This window comes from Pseudomonas sp. P110(2024) (assembly GCF_057480795.1).
The window spans coordinates 36,811-52,765 of record NZ_JBLIYT010000007.1; the positions used below are offsets into that span (position 1 = coordinate 36,811).

The 15,955-nt window shown below is 65.3% G+C and carries 14 protein-coding genes; 9 read left to right on the forward strand and 5 right to left on the reverse strand.

The features are described from left to right. Positions 1-93: 93 nt before the first annotated feature. Together AC25ND_RS12485 and phnX are read left to right on the forward strand one after the other, a co-directional pair. Positions 94-1,200: a 2-aminoethylphosphonate--pyruvate transaminase gene (locus tag AC25ND_RS12485; RefSeq protein ID WP_062363605.1), complete on the forward strand. Its 1,107-nt coding sequence runs from the start codon at positions 94-96 to the stop codon at positions 1,198-1,200. Between the two features lie 34 nt (positions 1,201-1,234). Further along, positions 1,235-2,062, forward strand: coding sequence for a phosphonoacetaldehyde hydrolase (phnX, locus tag AC25ND_RS12490; protein WP_062363608.1), 828 nt, complete (start codon positions 1,235-1,237; stop codon positions 2,060-2,062). Positions 2,063-2,171: 109 nt separating this feature from the next. Here phnX and AC25ND_RS12495 read toward each other — a convergent pair whose 3' ends face one another. Continuing rightward, complete coding sequence (locus AC25ND_RS12495; protein WP_062363610.1) at positions 2,172-2,732, reverse strand: NADPH-dependent FMN reductase; 561 nt, start codon at positions 2,730-2,732, stop codon at positions 2,172-2,174. A 158-nt stretch (positions 2,733-2,890) separates the two neighbouring features. Between AC25ND_RS12495 and AC25ND_RS12500 the strand changes: the two genes are divergently transcribed. Continuing rightward, positions 2,891-3,109 (forward strand): hypothetical protein, encoded by a 219-nt coding sequence (locus AC25ND_RS12500; RefSeq protein ID WP_028690532.1) that lies wholly within the window; start codon positions 2,891-2,893, stop codon positions 3,107-3,109. On the opposite strand, the gene AC25ND_RS12505 is transcribed toward AC25ND_RS12500, so the two are convergent. The 4 genes from AC25ND_RS12505 to AC25ND_RS12520 form a co-directional block, all read right to left on the reverse strand. Further along, entirely contained in the window at positions 3,093-5,336 is a 2,244-nt protein-coding gene (locus tag AC25ND_RS12505) for an Orn/Lys/Arg family decarboxylase (RefSeq protein WP_486976366.1), read from the reverse strand. The two genes, AC25ND_RS12500 and AC25ND_RS12505, sit on opposite strands and share 17 nt — an antisense overlap. Positions 5,337-5,429: 93 nt before the next feature. Further along, positions 5,430-6,185 (reverse strand): DNA polymerase III subunit epsilon, encoded by a 756-nt coding sequence (gene dnaQ / locus AC25ND_RS12510; RefSeq protein WP_028690530.1) that lies wholly within the window; start codon positions 6,183-6,185, stop codon positions 5,430-5,432. A 150-nt stretch (positions 6,186-6,335) separates the two neighbouring features. After that, positions 6,336-6,782: a ribonuclease HI gene (gene rnhA / locus AC25ND_RS12515; protein WP_028690529.1), complete on the reverse strand. Its 447-nt coding sequence runs from the start codon at positions 6,780-6,782 to the stop codon at positions 6,336-6,338. A 13-nt stretch (positions 6,783-6,795) separates the two neighbouring features. Continuing rightward, positions 6,796-7,569, reverse strand: coding sequence for a class I SAM-dependent methyltransferase (locus tag AC25ND_RS12520; protein WP_028690528.1), 774 nt, complete (start codon positions 7,567-7,569; stop codon positions 6,796-6,798). Between the two features lie 84 nt (positions 7,570-7,653). Between AC25ND_RS12520 and gloB the strand changes: the two genes are divergently transcribed. The 6 genes from gloB to AC25ND_RS12550 all read left to right on the forward strand — a co-directional run bounded on the left by gloB (position 7,654) and on the right by AC25ND_RS12550 (position 15,955). After that, positions 7,654-8,433, forward strand: a complete 780-nt coding sequence (gene gloB / locus AC25ND_RS12525; RefSeq protein WP_028690527.1) for a hydroxyacylglutathione hydrolase — start codon at positions 7,654-7,656, stop codon at positions 8,431-8,433. Positions 8,434-8,533: 100 nt separating this feature from the next. After that, positions 8,534-9,961 carry a lytic transglycosylase domain-containing protein gene (locus AC25ND_RS12530; RefSeq protein WP_028690526.1) on the forward strand — a complete coding sequence of 476 codons (1,428 nt, stop codon included), beginning with the start codon at positions 8,534-8,536 and terminating at the stop codon, positions 9,959-9,961. A 236-nt stretch (positions 9,962-10,197) separates the two neighbouring features. Then, complete coding sequence (locus tag AC25ND_RS12535) at positions 10,198-12,030, forward strand: extracellular solute-binding protein (protein ID WP_199522821.1); 1,833 nt, start codon at positions 10,198-10,200, stop codon at positions 12,028-12,030. After that, positions 12,027-13,859: an extracellular solute-binding protein gene (locus AC25ND_RS12540; protein ID WP_062363622.1), complete on the forward strand. Its 1,833-nt coding sequence runs from the start codon at positions 12,027-12,029 to the stop codon at positions 13,857-13,859. Before AC25ND_RS12535 ends, AC25ND_RS12540 begins: the two co-directional genes overlap by 4 nt. Before the next feature lies 1 nt (position 13,860). Then, entirely contained in the window at positions 13,861-14,934 is a 1,074-nt protein-coding gene (locus AC25ND_RS12545) for a microcin C ABC transporter permease YejB (RefSeq protein WP_011534684.1), read from the forward strand. A gap of 1 nt (position 14,935) precedes the next feature. Further along, positions 14,936-15,955, forward strand: a complete 1,020-nt coding sequence (locus AC25ND_RS12550; RefSeq protein WP_028690523.1) for an ABC transporter permease — start codon at positions 14,936-14,938, stop codon at positions 15,953-15,955.

The following is a 15,955-nucleotide window of genomic DNA, read 5'->3' on the forward strand; positions in this document are numbered from 1 at the left end:
CTGGCATATCTACAAACAATTTGATTGATGACACAGCGAATTGCAACCTAGCCCCACTAGTTTCCAGCCCACCGCATAGTGAGGAACCACGGAATGAGCAACGCACCGATCCTGCTGACCCCCGGTCCATTGACCACCTCGATCCGCACCCGCCAGGCCATGCTCGTGGACTGGGGGTCGTGGGATCGCGACTTCAACCAGCTGACCGCCAGCGTGTGCGAACAACTGCTGGCCATCATCGACGGCAGCGCCAGCCACCACTGCGTGCCCCTGCAAGGCAGCGGCACCTTCGCCGTCGAGGCCGCCCTCGGCACCCTGGTCCCCCGTGACGGCAAGGTGCTGGTGCTGATCAACGGCGCCTACGGCCAGCGCCTGGCGAAGATCTGCAAGGTGCTGGGCCGCGCCTACAGCACCTTCGAGACCGGCGAGGACCAGCCGACCACCGCCGCGGACGTCGACCGCCTGCTGGCCGCCGACCCCGCCGTGACCCATGTGGCGCTGATCCACTGCGAGACCAGCACCGGCATCCTCAACCCGCTGCCCGAGATCGCCCAGGTGATCCGGCGCCACGGCAAGCGCCTGATCATCGACGCCATGAGCTCGTTCGGCGCGCTGCCGATCGACGCCCGCCAGATCCCCTTCGAAGCGCTGATCGCCGCCTCCGGCAAGTGCCTGGAAGGCGTGCCGGGCATGGGCTTTGTCTTCGCCGAGAAAGCCGCCCTGGCCGCCGCCGAAGGCAACGCCCACTCCCTGGCCATGGACCTGCACGACCAGCACGCCTACATGGCCAAGACCGGCCAGTGGCGCTTCACCCCGCCGACCCACGTGGTCGCTGCCCTGCACGAAGCGCTGCAGCAATACAACGAAGAGGGTGGACTGCCCGCCCGCCACCAACGCTACACCGATAACTGCAAGACCTTGCTCGACGGCATGGCGAAAATCGGCCTGCAGAGTTTCCTGCCCGCCGACATCCAGGCGCCGATCATCGTCACCTTCCACGCGCCGAAGGACCCGCGCTACCAGTTCAAGGACTTCTACGAGCGGGTCAAGGCCAAGGGCTTCATCCTCTACCCGGGCAAGCTGACCCAGGTCGAGACCTTCCGCGTCGGCTGCATCGGCGTGGTCGGCGCCGATGGCATGCAGGCCGCCGTCAATGCCGTGGCCGAGGTGCTGCGGGAAATGGAAGTACTGGACATCTGACCCTCTGCCCACCCAATTCAAGGAAAATGCGCACATGAACTACAGTAACCCCACCCAGCTGCAAGCCGCCATCCTCGACTGGGCCGGCACCGTGGTCGACTTCGGCTCGTTCGCCCCGACCCAGATCTTCGTCGAAGCCTTCGCCGAGTTCGACGTGCAGGTGTCCATCGAAGAAGCCCGTGGCCCGATGGGCATGGGCAAGTGGGACCATATCCGCACCCTGTGCGACGTGCCGGAGATCGCCGAGCGCTACCGCAAGGTGTTCGGCCGCACGCCCACCGACGATGACGTCACCGCCATCTACGAGCGCTTCATGCCGCTGCAGATCGAGAAGATCGCCGTGCACTCGGCGCTGATCCCCGGCGCCCTGGAGACCCTGACCGGGTTGCGCAAAAGCGGCCTGAAGATCGGCTCGTGCTCGGGCTACCCGAAGGTGGTGATGGACAAGGTGGTCGAGCTGGCCGCGCAGAACGGCTACGTGGCCGACCATGTGGTGGCCACCGACGAGACACCGAACGGCCGCCCGTGGCCGGCCCAGGCGCTGGCCAACGTGATTGCCCTGGGCATCGATGACGTGGCTGCCTGCGTGAAGGTCGACGACACCGTGCCGGGGATTCTCGAAGGCCGCCGCGCCGGGATGTGGACCGTGGCGCTGGTGTGCTCGGGCAATGCCCTGGGGCTGACCTGGGAAGGCTACCGGGCGTTGAGCACGGAGAAGCTGGAGAGCGAGCGCAAGCGGATCCACGGGATGTTCGCCGCATCGCGCCCGCACTACTTGATCGACACCATCAACGAACTGCCCGAAGTGATTGCCGATATCAACCGGCGATTGGCCAAGGGGGAGATGCCGCAGAGCGCGTGATGTCGAAAAACATCGCGGGGCAAGCCCGCTCCCACGCCCCAGCATACATGCCGCCTGGTGTGGGAGCGGCGGTTCGCCGCTGCGACTTGCCCGCGATGACTTCGGGAGGTCAGACCGCCCGATTCAGTTTCACCCACGACGCAAACCGGTCGATAAAGCCCTGCAGGAAAGGCCGGGTCTTGTCATTGAGCTTGCCACTGTCATCGAACAGCGTTGCCGCCCCGCCGATATACGCCTCGGGCATCTGCATGCACGGCATGTCGAGGAACACCAGCGACTGGCGCACCGCATGATTGGCACCAAACCCGCCGATAGCCCCCGGCGACACGCTGGCCACCGCCGCCGGCTTGCCGCCCCACACGCTCTGCCCATAGGGCCGCGACCCCACGTCGATGGCGTTCTTCAACCCGCCCGGCACCGAACGGTTGTACTCCGGGGTGACGAACAGCACCGCGTCGCTGCGGCGGATCTCGTCGCGAAAATGCTTCCACGCCTCGGGCGCGCCCTCAGCCTCGACATCCTCGTTGTACAACGGCAGGTCGCCGATCTCGACGATCCGCAGGGCAAGGCTGGACGGTGCCAGCTCAGACAGCGCGCGGGCCACCTTGCGGTTATAGGACTCCTTGCGCAAGCTGCCGACGACGACCGCTACCGAATAAACCTGGCTCATGGCGTTTTGCAACCTCTGCTCTGGGAATGGGACCTGTTAGTTATAGATGACCGTTCCTCGGCTTCGCGGTTTTTTTCCATTCGGCTGAAAACTTCCCGGGCGTTTCACTGGTCTATGCCTACAGACATTTCCTACACGATTCAGAGGTTTCCACCTAAATGGCAGCAGTAATGGTCGGCCAGTTCCACGCCCGCGACGCCGAAGGCCGTATCTACCCGGTCCACGAGTTCCAGGAGTCCACCCTCCAGGCCGACGGCAGCACCCTCGGCGCGCCGGTTACCAGCTATCGCCTGGCTATCGGTGACCGCGTCAACCACCTGGGTGACGACCGCTTCGAGCTGGCCCAGACCGGCGTCGAGATCATTCGTATTCCTTGACGCAATCGACGGTGTACAGCGTCCCTTGGCACTGCAGGCCATGCACATCGGCGACGAAGCCCGGGAAGCCCTGGTCGAAAGCCCGGGCACAGTCCAGGTAGACCAGAATCGAGCGGGTCGCCTCGGTGAAGCGCTCGCCCGGCATGATCAAGGGGATTCCCGGCGGATACGGCACCAGCATCACCGCCGCGACCCGGCCCAGCAGTTGCTCGATCGGCACCGCCTCCACCTCCCCGCGCACCATCCGGTCATAGGCCTCGGCCGGGGTCATCGCCACCTCGGGCAAACGGGTGAACAGCAGCTTGAGCTGCCTGGATGTGGCATTGCCGCGGTAGAAGGCATGCAGTTGCTGGCACAGGTCACGCAGCCCCAGCCCCTGGTAGCGTGACGGCTGCAGCGTCACCACGCTGGGCAGGCATTCGGCCAGCGCGGTATTGGCGTCGTAGTGGCGCTTGAACTCCAGCAGTTCAGTGAGCAGCGTGCTCCACTTGCCCTTGGTGATGCCCATCGAGAACAGCACCAGGAAGCTGTACAGGCCGGTCTTCTCCACCACCAGCCCCCGCTCCCACAAAAACTTGCTGACCACTGCGGCCGGAATGCCGTGCTCGCCCGCGCCGCCACCGGCCCCTGGCATCACCAGAGTGACCTTGAGCGGATCGAGCAGCACATAGTCGTCGCTCAGCTCGGCAAAGCCATGCCATTCGGCACCCGGCTGCAGCAGCCAGTCCGCCGCCTCCAGCCGCTCGCCACCCTGGGCCTGCGGCGGCTGCCAGATGCTGAACCACCAGTCGTCAGCGGCGATATGCTCGCGCAGGTTGGCCAGCGCCCGGCGAAAGCTCAGGGCCTCGTCGAACATCTCCTGCAGCAGCGAGCGTCCGGCCGGGCCCTCCATCATCGCCGAGGCCACGTCCAGCGATGCGAGGATGCTGTACTGCGGCGAAGTGGAGATATGCATCATGAACGCTTCGTTGAAACGGTCGCGGTCCAGCTGGCGGGAGGCGCCGTCCTGCACATGGATCATCGACGCCTGGCTGAAGGCGGCCAGCAGCTTGTGGGTCGAATGGGTGCTGAACAGCAGCGGGCCCTCATCGCCGCGCGGCGTACCCATGGCGTAGCGGCCGGCGAAGAATTCATGGAAGGCGGCGTAGGCGAACCAGGCCTCATCGAAGTGCAGCACCTCGACACTGGCGCCGAGGGTCTGCTTGATGAGGCCGGCGTGGTAGCACAGCCCATCGTAGGTGGAGTTGGTGACCACCGCCAGCTTGATCTTCGCCGACCGCCCCTGGGCCAGCGGGTGGGCCTGGATCTTCGCCTGGATCGTCGCCGGGGTGAATTCGCTGAGCGGAATCGGCCCGATGATGCCCAGTTCGTTGCGCTCCGGGCACAGGTAGAGGGGGATGGCGCCGGTCATGATGATCGCGTGCACCACCGACTTGTGGCAGTTGCGGTCCACCAGCACCAGGTCACCACGCCCGACCATGGCGTGCCAGACGATCTTGTTGGCGGTGGAGGTGCCGTTGATGACGAAAAAGGTATGGTCGGCGCCGAAGTTGCGCGCCGCCCGCGCCTCCGCGGCGGCCAGGGGGCCGGTGTGGTCGAGCAGCGAGCCCAGCTCGGGCACCGACACGGACAGGTCCGAGCGCAGGGTGTTTTCGCCGAAGAACTGGTGGAATGCCTGCCCCACCGGACTCTTGTGATAGGCCACGCCACCGCCGTGGCCCGGCGTGTGCCACGAATAGTTCGACTGCGCGGTGTGTTGCACCAGGGCCTTGAAGAACGGCGGCAGCAGGCCGTCGAGGTAGCTGTGCGCGGCCCGTGCCACCTGGCGGGCGAGAAAGGGCACGGTGTCTTCGAACAGGTAGAGGATGCCGCGCAGCTGGTTGAGCTCGCCCATGGCCTCGGCCGGGGCGTTCTCCAGAGTGACTTGCTCGCCCAGGGCGAAGATCGGCAGGTTGGGTGCGCGCAGCCGGGCCAGGCGGATCAACTCGGCCATGTTCTGCAGCAGGTGGCTGTTGTCGCCGACGCCCTCGGCGGCGATCAGCATGCAGGCCAGGCCGTGGTGGGTGGCGGCCACCAGCCGCGCCTCGGCCTGGTCGGCGGCGGCAAGAATGGCGAAGCCGTCCCTGGCCAGTTCGTCGGCGATGCCGCGTACCCGCTCGCCGGCGACGCTGTCGGCCTTGATCGCCCGGTGGACGATGAGGATGGGGAACTGGAGGTCCTTGTACATCGGGCGGCTACCTCTGCGGGTAATTTCCCTCAGGGTAGTTGATGCCATCGCCGCTGCGACTTGCCCCGCGATAGGGCCGGTACTGTCTTTGGATCAGCTGGCGGTCGGCTCGGTCAGCACCTGCCACATCGCCGGCCCACCTGCCGACTTGGCAATGGCCGCCAAGCGCTCGGCATGGGCCTCGAGCTCTTCATCGCTGGCCATGATCACCTTACCGGCAGCACGACCGCTAATCCGACGGATCTCACTGCCGGTGCTGCCCTGCCCCTCTTCGTCCTGTGCGCCATCCCCCGCCAGCGACAAGCTGGTCTGGCCACCGGTCATCGCCAGGTAGACGTCGGCCAGCAGTTCCGAGTCGAGCAATGCGCCGTGCAGTTCACGGCCGGAGTTGTCGATGCCGTAGCGTTTGCACAACGCATCGAGGCTGTTGCGCTGCCCCGGATGGCGCGAGCGCGCCATCATCAGGGTGTCGAGGATCGGGCAGTGCTGCGAGATGTCGGCGCGGTCCTGCTGGCCGATCAGCGCGAACTCGTTGTTGATGAAGCCGACGTCGAACGCCGCGTTGTGGATGACCAGGGTGGCGCCCTGGATGAACTCGAAGAACTCCTCGGCCACATCGCCGAAACGCGGCTTGCCGACCAGGAAAGCGTCGGTGATGCCGTGGACGTTGATCGCGCCCTCGTCACTGTCGCGGTCGGGCTGCAGGTAGACGTGGAAGTGCCGCCCGGTCAGGCGCCGGCCCACGACTTCGACGCAACCGATCTCGATGATGCGGTGGCCTTCGGCCACCGGCATGCCGGTGGTCTCGGTGTCGAGGATGACGAACCGTTTGTCTTGCTGCTGCTCCACGCGGGGACTCCAACTGGCGGTGCTTGAATTCGGGGTGGGAGTATAACGAAATCGGGGCCGTTTTGCGGTCATCGCGGGGCAAGCCCGCTCCCACGCAGCCAGCAGTCATCTCGTGGGAGCGGGCTTGCCCCGCGATGGCCCGCAACACAATCAACGTTGCGCGCGAACCTCATCAACCCCACGATTGGCCAACTGGTCGGCCCGCTCGTTGCCCGGGTGGCCGATATGCCCACGCACCCACTTCCAGGTCACCTTGTGCCGGTTGACCTGTTCATCGAGGGCCATCCACAGGTCGGCGTTCTTCACCGGCTCCTTGGCGGCGGTCTTCCAGCCACGCTTCTTCCAGTTGGTCATCCACTCGTTGATGCCCTTCATCACATACTGGGAGTCGGTGGTCAGCACCACCTCGCACTCGCGCTTGAGCGCCTTCAGGCCTTCGATCGCGGCCATCAGTTCCATGCGGTTGTTGGTGGTCTCGCGTTCGCCGCCCCACAGTTCCTTCTCGACGCCCTTGAAAACCATCAGGACGCCCCAGCCGCCCGGGCCGGGATTGCCCTTGCAGGCACCATCGGTGTAGATCTCGACGCTATCGCTCATGTACCACTCGTGTTCAGTGCTTTTCGGAATCGGGGTGGGTGGCGCTGCGGTTGACCTTGGCCAATGGCAGCGGCAACAGCTTGCCCATCGGCTCGCGGCGCTCGAGGCGCAGCGGCCGCAGGCCGACCACCATCTTGCGCGCCACCAGCAGGTAGACGCCGCCCCCGGCACTCTGCCAGCCCCCCGCCACCCGCTCCCAGCCGGCCAGACGCTGCTGCCAGGCCGGCGAGGCAAGCGGCGGACGATAGCACCCGAAGCGGCGTTTCTCCAGCGCGAAGCCCAGCAGGTTGAGCCAGTCGCCGACCCGCGACGGCGAGATGCAGCGGGCCTTGCGCAAGGCGCCCTGGCTGAAGAAATGGCGCAGCCCCCAGCTGCTCCACGGGTTGATGCCGACGATCAGCAGGTGGCCGCCCGGGCGCACCGCGCTGGCCGCCTCGCGCAGCAGGCCATGGGGCGACAGGCTGAAGTCCAGGCCATGCTGCAGCACCACCACGTCGGCGGCATGCTCCGACAACGGCCAGGCCTGCTCTTCGCAGACGATCTCCACCCCCGGCAACGGCGCGCCCAGGCGCACATTGCGCTGCACCTGTGGCGCATTGGGCGGGGGTTCGGCGCAGGGGCCGTAGTGCACCAGGTAACCACCGAAGAAGCGCCGCAGCTCTTCTTCGAGCAACTTTTCCTCTTCCTTGAGCATCAACTGCCCAAGGGGGCCATTGAACCAGTCGCGGGCCAGGCTGATGAGTTCGACCCAGTCGGGGTCGGCCTGGGCGAAGGCTTGGTCGGTCATTGCGTTCTCCCTCGAAGGTTCTCCGGCCGCGCCATCGCGGCTAAGATGCCCCCAATGTCCAGGCTTGGCGATACGGATCCGCACATGATACAGATCGATGCCCTACCCGCTTTCAACGACAACTACATCTGGTTGTTACAGGATACTGCCAATCGCCGCTGCGCAGTGGTCGATCCCGGCGATGCCGGGCCGGTGCTCGCCTGGCTCGGCCAGCATCCCGACTGGGTGCTGGAGGCGATCCTGGTCACCCACCATCACCATGACCACGTCGGCGGCGTCGAAGCCCTGAAGCAGGCCAGCGGCGCCACCGTCTACGGCCCGGCCAGCGAACGCATCCCGGGCCGCGACGTCGCCCTGGAGGACGGCGCGCAGGTCCAGGCACTGGGCCTGACCTTCGAGGTCATGGCCATGCCCGGCCACACCCTCGGCCATATCGCCTATTACACTGCGCAATCGCCCACGCCGCTACTGTTCAGTGGCGACACCCTGTTCGCCGCCGGTTGCGGGCGGTTGTTCGAAGGCACACCCGAACAGATGCACCATTCGCTGCAGCGCCTGGCCGCCCTGCCCGCCGAGACCGAAGTGTACTGCGCCCACGAGTACACCCTGAGCAACCTGCGCTTCGCCCGCGCCGTCGAGCCGGAAAACCCGCACGTTCTGCAACGCTTCGAAGACGTTACCCGCCTGCGCGCCGACAATCGCATCAGCTTGCCCTCCACCATCGGCCTCGAGCGCCTGACCAACCCGTTTTTGCGCACCGCTGAAACATTCGTTAAACAAAAAGCAGACGAATGGAAGGGTCATTCCAACCCTACCCAAGCCACTGTTTTTGCTGCCTTGAGGTCTTGGAAAGACGTGTTCTGATAACCTCAAGATATATCGTGACACACGCCCAAAGGTTGACCCGGCCGGGGCCGGTTTCTAGAATCGCCCAACTTTTTTGCCCGGATAACCGTTCCAGCCGATGTCTTCCCCTAGCCGCAGAACCGCTCATTCGGTCGCCCTGACGCGACTGGCACAGATCAGTGCACTGGCGCTGGCCGCCACCCTGGTCGGCTGCCAGAGCACCCGTCAGCTCGACGAATCCGACAGCGTTCGCGCGCACAACTACCAGGCGCGGATCAAGCACAAACCCGCGCCGCTGGTGGTCAAGCCCAAGGAAGCACCGCCCCAGGACGTCTGGGAGCGCATGCGCCAGGGCTTCGCCCTGCAGGACGGCATGGACGTCAACCCGCGCATCGAACAGCAACGCCTGTGGTTCGCCAGCAACCCGTCGTTCCTCGAGAACGCCGGCGAGCGCGGCAGCCTTTACCTGCACTACATCGTCGAGCGCCTCGAAGAACGCGACATGCCGCTGGAGCTGGCCCTGCTGCCGGCCATCGAGAGCGCCTACAACCCGATGGCCTACTCCCGCGCGCATGCCGCCGGCATGTGGCAGTTCATCCCGTCCACCGGGCGTCACTTCAACCTGCGCCAGACCAACTTCTACGACGGCCGTCGCGACGTCACCGCCTCGACCAACGCCGCACTGGACTACCTGAACCGCCTGCACGACATGTTCAACGGCGACTGGCTGCTGGCCCTGGCGGCCTACAATGCCGGCGAAGGCACCGTCAGCCGCGCCATCGAGCGCAACGAGCGCCTGGGCCTGCCGACCGACTACTGGAACCTGCCGCTGCCGCAGGAAACCCGCGACTACGTGCCCAAGCTGCTGGCCCTGTCGCAGGTGGTCAACACCCCTGCCGCCTACGGGATCAACCTGAACCCGATCGCCAACGAGCCCTATTTCGAAGCCGTCGCCATCAACGACCGCCTCGATTTGTCCCGCGTCGCGGCCTTCGCCGACATCGACGAAGACGAGCTGATCCAGCTCAATCCCGCCTTCAAGAAGCGCATGACCGTGGACGGCCCGCAGCAACTGCTGGTGCCCACCGCCAAGGCGCAGCTGCTCAGCGACCGCATGTCCAACCTCAAGCCCGAGGAACTGGTCGCCCTGCAGCCGAACAAGGCCGTGTTCCAGGCCGCCCTGGCCGATGCCAGGGCGCCGGCGGCACGCAGCTACCGGGTCAAGCGTGGCGACAACCTGGGCAGCATCGCCAAGGCCAACCGCGTCGCGGTCAAGGACATCCAGCGCTGGAACAGCCTGCGCGGCAACAGCCTCAAGGTCGGCCAGGTGCTGGCCCTGCGTGGCGGCAACGCGCCGAGCGCGGCGGCCAAGCGCGTGGCCGATGCCAAGCAACGCTCCACCCAGTACAAGGTGCGCAAGGGCGACTCGTACTACCTGGTGGCCAAGCGCTTCAACGTCGAGATGAAGCACCTCAAGCGCTGGAATCCGCGCAGCGGGCATGCGCTCAAGCCGGGGCAGACGCTGACCGTCTACCTGTCGCGTTGATGTGAATCCTGGGGGGCGCTTCGCGCCCCTTTCGCGACACAAGGCCGCTCCCACAGGCATTGCACCAGCCTGAGGGTCTGCGCAATCCCTGTAGGAGCGGCCTTGTGTCGCGAAAGGGCTGCAAAGCAGCCCCAATCAGCCACATCCATCCGACCGACCCGTACCCTTTTTCCATTCCAGACAAGCTGTTACTGTACCCCGAACCAAGCCCAACGCCTTCTGGATCGGATGCCGACTTGATACGTCCCCTCCTGCTGTCTCTCAGCCTGGCCTTGAGCTTCCCCGCCGTCGCGATGGTGAGCGAAAGCCACGGATACGCGCAGTTCGGCACGCTCAAGTACCCGGCCAGCTTCACCCACTTCGACTGGGTCAACCCGCAAGCCCCAAAAGGCGGCACCTTGCGGGCCATGGCCTTCGGCACCTTCGACACGCTCAACCCCTATACCTTCAAGGGCTCGAGCCCGGTCACCACGCCCAACTTCCTGCAGTACGGCATCAACGAGCTCAACGAGCCGCTGATGGTCGGCACCGGCATGTACGACCCCTCCGGCGACGAACCCACCTCCAGCTACGGCCTGATCGCCCGCTCCGTCGAGTACAGCGAGGACCGCAGCTGGGTGGTGTTCAACCTGCGCCCCGAGGCACGCTTCCACGACGGCGTGCCGATTACCGCCGCCGACGTCGCCTTCAGCTACCGCACCCTGCTCAAGGACGGCCACCCGATCTACCGCACCAACCTGCAGGAAGTGGCCCGGGTCGACATCCTCGGCCCGCTGCGCATCCGCTTTGTGTTCAAGCGCGCCGGCAACCCGCTACTGATCCTGCGCCTGGGCGAAATGCCGGTGTTGCCCAAGCACTACTGGGAAAAACGCGACTTCAAGGCCACCACCTTCGAGCCGCCCTTGGGCAGCGGTCCCTACCGCATCAGCGAGGTGCAACCGGGCCGGCGCCTGGTGTTCGAGCGGGTGAAGGACTACTGGGGCAAGGACCTGGCCGTGAACCGCGGCAAGTACAACTTCAACCGTGTCGAATACGAGTTCTACCGGGACGCCACCGTGGCCTTCGAAGCCTTCAAGGCGGGCGAATTCGACATCTATATCGAGCACCAGGCGAAGAACTGGGCCAACGGCTACACCTTCCCCGCCGTGCGCCGGGGCGAGGTGATCAAGGCGCAGATCCCGCACCAGATCCCCACGCAGACCCAAGGCCTGTTCATGAACAGCCGCCGCGCCGCCTTCAGCGACCCACGGGTACGCCAGGCCCTGGGCCTGATGCTCGATTTCGAATGGACCAACCGCGCCCTGTTCAACGGCGCCTACCGGCGCGCCACCAGCTACTACCCCAACAGCGAGTTCACCGCCAGCGGCCTGCCCACCGGCAAGGAGTGGCTGCTGCTCAAGCCGTTCCGCGACCAACTGCCCGAAAAGCTGTTCACCCAGTCCTACCAGGTCAGCCACACCGACGGCAGCGGCATCAGCCGCGCGGCCCTGCGCCAGGCCCTCGACCTGTTCGCCCAGGCCGGCTGGAAGCTCAACGGCCAGCGCCTGGTGGACGGCAAGGGCCAGCCGTTCCGGATGGAACTGCTGCTGGTGAACCCGAACCTCGAACGCATCCTGCAACCTTATGTCGAAAATCTGGCCAGCATCGGCATCGATGCGCGCTTGCGCACTGTCGACCGCGCCCAGTACAAACAACGGCTCGACCAGTTCGATTTCGACATGATCCTGATGACCCTGAACCAGACCCTGAGCCCGGGCCTCGAACAGTGGCTGTATTTCCACTCGAGCCAAGCCGCCGTCAAGGGCAGCAAGAACTATGCTGGCGTGAAGGACCCGGTGGTCGACCACCTGCTCGACACCCTGCTCGCCGCCCGCAGCCGCGATGACCAGATCGCCGCCGCGCGCGCCCTGGACCGCGTGCTCTCATGGCAGTACTACATGATCCCCAACTGGTACCTCGACAATCACCGCCTGGCCTACCGCAACCGGTTCGCCTTCGTCACCACGCCGCCCTACACCCTTGGGCTGAACAGCTGGTGGATCAAGAAGACTTCGGAGAAAGCCAAATGACGCCCACCCTGCGCCGCCTGGCCGGCAGCCTGCTGCTGGCCTGCCTCACGCTCCCGGCCGTCGCCGCCCCGCAACACGCCCTGACCCTGTACGGCGAAGCGCCGAAATACCCGGCCAACTTCAAGCACTTCGAATACGTCAATCCTGACGCGCCCAAGGGCGGCACCTTCCGCCAGTCCAGCTTCGGCGGCTTCGACAGCCTCAACCCGTTCATCAACAAGGGCGTGCCCGCCGACAACATCGGCAGCATCTACGACACGCTGATGCGCCAGAGCCAGGACGAGCCCTTCACCGAGTATGGCCTGGTGGCCGGCAAGATCGAAAAGGCTCCTGACAACAGCTGGGTGCGCTTCTACCTGCGCCCCGAGGCGCGCTTCCACGACGGCCAGCCGATGCGCGCCGAAGACGTGGTATTTACCTTCAACGCCCTGATCAAGGACGGCGCCCCGCTGTACCGCCAGTATTACGCCGACGTCGCCGACGTGGTCGCCGAAGACCCGCTCAAGGTGCTGTTCAAGTTCAAGCACAGCAACAACCGCGAGCTGCCACTGATCCTCGGCCAGCTCCCGGTGCTGCCCAAGCACTGGTATGCCAACCGCGACTTCAACCGCGGCAACCTGGAGATCCCGCTGGGCAGCGGCCCGTACAAGGTCGCCGAGGTGAAGGCCGGCCGCTCGATCCGCTACGAGCGGGTCAAGGACTACTGGGCCAAGGACCTGCCGATCAACCGCGGCTTCTACAACTTCGATGTGATGACCTTCGACTCCTACCGCGACAACACCGTCGCCCTCGAGGCGCTGAAGGCCGGCCAGTTCGACTACGGCCTGGAAGTCAGCGCGAAGAACTGGGCCACCGCCTACGACGTGCCCGCCGTGCGCGACGGCCGCCTGATCAAGGAAGAGATCCCCAATGGCAACCCGGTGGGCATGCAGGGCTTCATCTTCAACCTGCGCAAGCCGATGTTCCAGGACATCCGCGTGCGCCAGGCCATCAGCCTGCTGCTGGACTTCGAATGGACCAACAAGCAGCTGTTCAACGGCGCCTACACCCGCACCGGCAGCTACTTCGAGAACTCCGAGATGGCCGCCAGCGGCCTGCCCTCGCCCGCCGAGCTGAAGATTCTCGAACCGCTGCGCGGCAAGGTGCCCGACGAGGTGTTCAACGGCGCCTTCCGCAACCCCGTCACCGACGGCAGCGGCATGATCCGCGACCAGCAGCGCCAGGCCTACAAGCTGCTGCAGGACGCCGGCTGGAAGATCGTCGACGACAAGATGGTCGACAAGGACGGCAAGCCGCTGAGCATCGAGTTCCTGCTGGCCCAGACCCAGTTCGAGCGCGTGCTGCTGCCGTTCAAGCGCAACCTCGCGGACCTGGGCATCAACCTCGAGATCCGCCGGGTGGACGTGTCGCAGTACATCACCCGCTTGCGTTCGCGGGACTACGACATGATCGTCGGCGGCTTCGCGCAATCGAACTCGCCCGGCAACGAGCAGCGCGAGTACTGGAACAGCGCCGCCGCCGACAACCCCGGCAGCCGCAACTTCATCGGCCTGCGCGATCCTGCCATCGACCAGTTGGTGGAACAGCTGATCAACGCCGATTCGCGCCAGAGCCTGGTCGACCACTGCCGCGCCCTGGACCGCGTGCTGCTGTGGGGCTACTACGTGATCCCCAACTGGCACATCAAGACCTGGCGCGTGGCCTACTGGAACCACATCGGTCACCCCGCCGTGTCGCCCAAGTACGACATCGGCATCGACACCTGGTGGATCAAGCCCGACGTCACGCCTGCCGTGAGCGAAGCCCCCGCCGTGGAAGAGGCCCACTGACATGCTGGCCTATATCCTGCGGCGCCTGCTGCTGATCATCCCGACCCTGTTCGGCATCCTCATCATCAACTTCATCATCGTCCAGGCCGCCCCCGGCGGCCCGGTGGAGCAGATGATCGCCAAGCTCGAAGGGTTCGACGGCGCCACCAGCCGCATCGCCGGCGGCGGCGCCGAAGTGTCGGTGGCCGGCTCCAACTACCGCGGCGCGCAAGGCCTGGACCCGGCGCTGATCGCCGAGATCGAGCGCATGTACGGCTTCGACAAGTCCGCGCCCGAGCGGCTGTGGATCATGGTCAAGAACTACGCCCAGCTGGACTTTGGCAACAGCTTCTTCCGCGACGCCAAGGTCATCGACCTGATCGCCGAGAAGATGCCCGTGTCCATCTCGCTTGGGCTATGGAGCACGCTGATCATGTACCTGGTGTCGATCCCCCTGGGGATCGCCAAGGCCGTGCGCCACGGCAGCCATTTCGACGTCTGGACCAGCTCGGCGATCATCGTCGGCTACGCCATCCCCGCGTTCCTGTTCGCCATCCTGCTGATCGTGCTGTTCGCTGGCGGCAGCTACTTCGACTGGTTCCCGCTGCGCGGGCTGACCTCCAACAACTTCGATGAGCTGAGCACCACCGGCAAGGTGCTCGACTACTTCTGGCACCTGGTGCTGCCGATCACCGCGCTGGTGATCGGCAACTTCGCCACCATGACCCTGCTGACCAAGAACAGCTTCCTCGACGAGATCAACAAGCAGTACGTGGTCACCGCCAAGGCCAAAGGCCTGAGCCGTTCGCGGGTGCTGTACGGCCACGTGTTCCGCAACGCCATGCTGCTGGTGATCGCCGGCTTCCCCTCGGCGTTCATCGGCATCTTCTTCACAGGGTCCTTGTTGATCGAGGTGATCTTCAGCCTCGACGGCCTGGGCCTGATGAGTTTCGAAGCAGCGATCAACCGCGACTACCCGGTGGTGTTCGGCACCTTGTTCATCTTCACCCTGCTGGGTCTGGTGGTGAAGCTGATCGGCGACCTCACCTACACCCTGGTCGATCCGCGCATCGACTTCGCCAGCCGGGAGCACTGACATGGCCCTGTCCCCCCTTAATCGCCGGCGCTTCGAGCGCTTCAAGGCCAACCGCCGCGGCTGGTGGTCGCTGTGGATCTTCCTGGTGCTGTTCGTGCTGAGCCTGGGCGCCGAGTTCATCGCCAACGACAAGCCGATTGCCGTGCGCTACGACGGCGAATGGTACTTCCCCGCCTTCAAGCGCTACCCGGAGACCACCTTCGGCGGCGAGTTCCCGCTGGAGGCCAACTACAAAAGCCCGTACATCCGCGAGCTGCTGGAGAAAAAGGACGCCTTCGTGCTGTGGGCGCCGATCCCCTACAGCTACCAGAGCATCAACTATGACCTGAAGGTGCCGGCCCCCGCGCCGCCCTCCACCGACAACCTGCTGGGCACCGACGACCAGGGCCGCGACGTGCTGGCCCGGGTGATCTACGGTTTCCGTATCTCGGTGCTGTTCGCCCTGACGCTGACCATCGCCAGCTCCATCGTCGGCGTGATCGCCGGCGCCTTGCAGGGCTTCTATGGCGGCTGGGTCGACCTCGCCGGCCAGCGCTTCCTGGAGATCTGGTCCGGCCTGCCGGTGCTGTACCTGCTGATCATCCTCGCCAGCTTCGTGCAGCCCAACTTCTGGTGGTTGCTGGGCATCATGCTGCTGTTCTCGTGGATGAGCCTGGTGGACGTGGTGCGCGCCGAGTTCCTGCGCGGGCGCAACCTCGAATACGTGCGCGCCGCCCGCGCGCTGGGCATGCGCAACGGCCCGATCATGTTCCGGCATATCCTGCCCAACGCCATGATCTCGACCATGACCTTCATGCCGTTCATCCTCACCGGCGCCATCGGCACCCTCACCGCCCTGGACTTCTTAGGCTTCGGCCTGCCTGCTGGCTCGCCGTCGCTGGGCGAGCTGGTCGCCCAGGGCAAGTCCAACCTGCAAGCCCCGTGGCTGGGCATCAGCGCCTTCGCCGTGCTGGCGGTGATGCTGAGCCTGCTGGTATTCATCGGCGAATCCGCCCGCGACGCCTTCGACCCGAGGAAATGA

Coding starts and splice junctions, on each gene's coding strand:
- AC25ND_RS12485 (WP_062363605.1), top strand. CDS start 94: ATGAGCAACGCACCGATCCTGCTGACCCCCGGTCCATTGACCACCTCG.
- phnX (WP_062363608.1), top strand. CDS start 1,235: ATGAACTACAGTAACCCCACCCAGCTGCAAGCCGCCATCCTCGACTGG.
- AC25ND_RS12495 (WP_062363610.1), bottom strand. CDS start 2,732: ATGAGCCAGGTTTATTCGGTAGCGGTCGTCGTCGGCAGCTTGCGCAAG.
- AC25ND_RS12500 (WP_028690532.1), top strand. CDS start 2,891: ATGGCAGCAGTAATGGTCGGCCAGTTCCACGCCCGCGACGCCGAAGGC.
- AC25ND_RS12505 (WP_486976366.1), bottom strand. CDS start 5,336: ATGTACAAGGACCTCCAGTTCCCCATCCTCATCGTCCACCGGGCGATC.
- rnhA (WP_028690529.1), bottom strand. CDS start 6,782: ATGAGCGATAGCGTCGAGATCTACACCGATGGTGCCTGCAAGGGCAAT.
- AC25ND_RS12520 (WP_028690528.1), bottom strand. CDS start 7,569: ATGACCGACCAAGCCTTCGCCCAGGCCGACCCCGACTGGGTCGAACTC.
- gloB (WP_028690527.1), top strand. CDS start 7,654: ATGATACAGATCGATGCCCTACCCGCTTTCAACGACAACTACATCTGG.
- AC25ND_RS12530 (WP_028690526.1), top strand. CDS start 8,534: ATGTCTTCCCCTAGCCGCAGAACCGCTCATTCGGTCGCCCTGACGCGA.
- AC25ND_RS12540 (WP_062363622.1), top strand. CDS start 12,027: ATGACGCCCACCCTGCGCCGCCTGGCCGGCAGCCTGCTGCTGGCCTGC.
- AC25ND_RS12545 (WP_011534684.1), top strand. CDS start 13,861: ATGCTGGCCTATATCCTGCGGCGCCTGCTGCTGATCATCCCGACCCTG.
- AC25ND_RS12550 (WP_028690523.1), top strand. CDS start 14,936: ATGGCCCTGTCCCCCCTTAATCGCCGGCGCTTCGAGCGCTTCAAGGCC.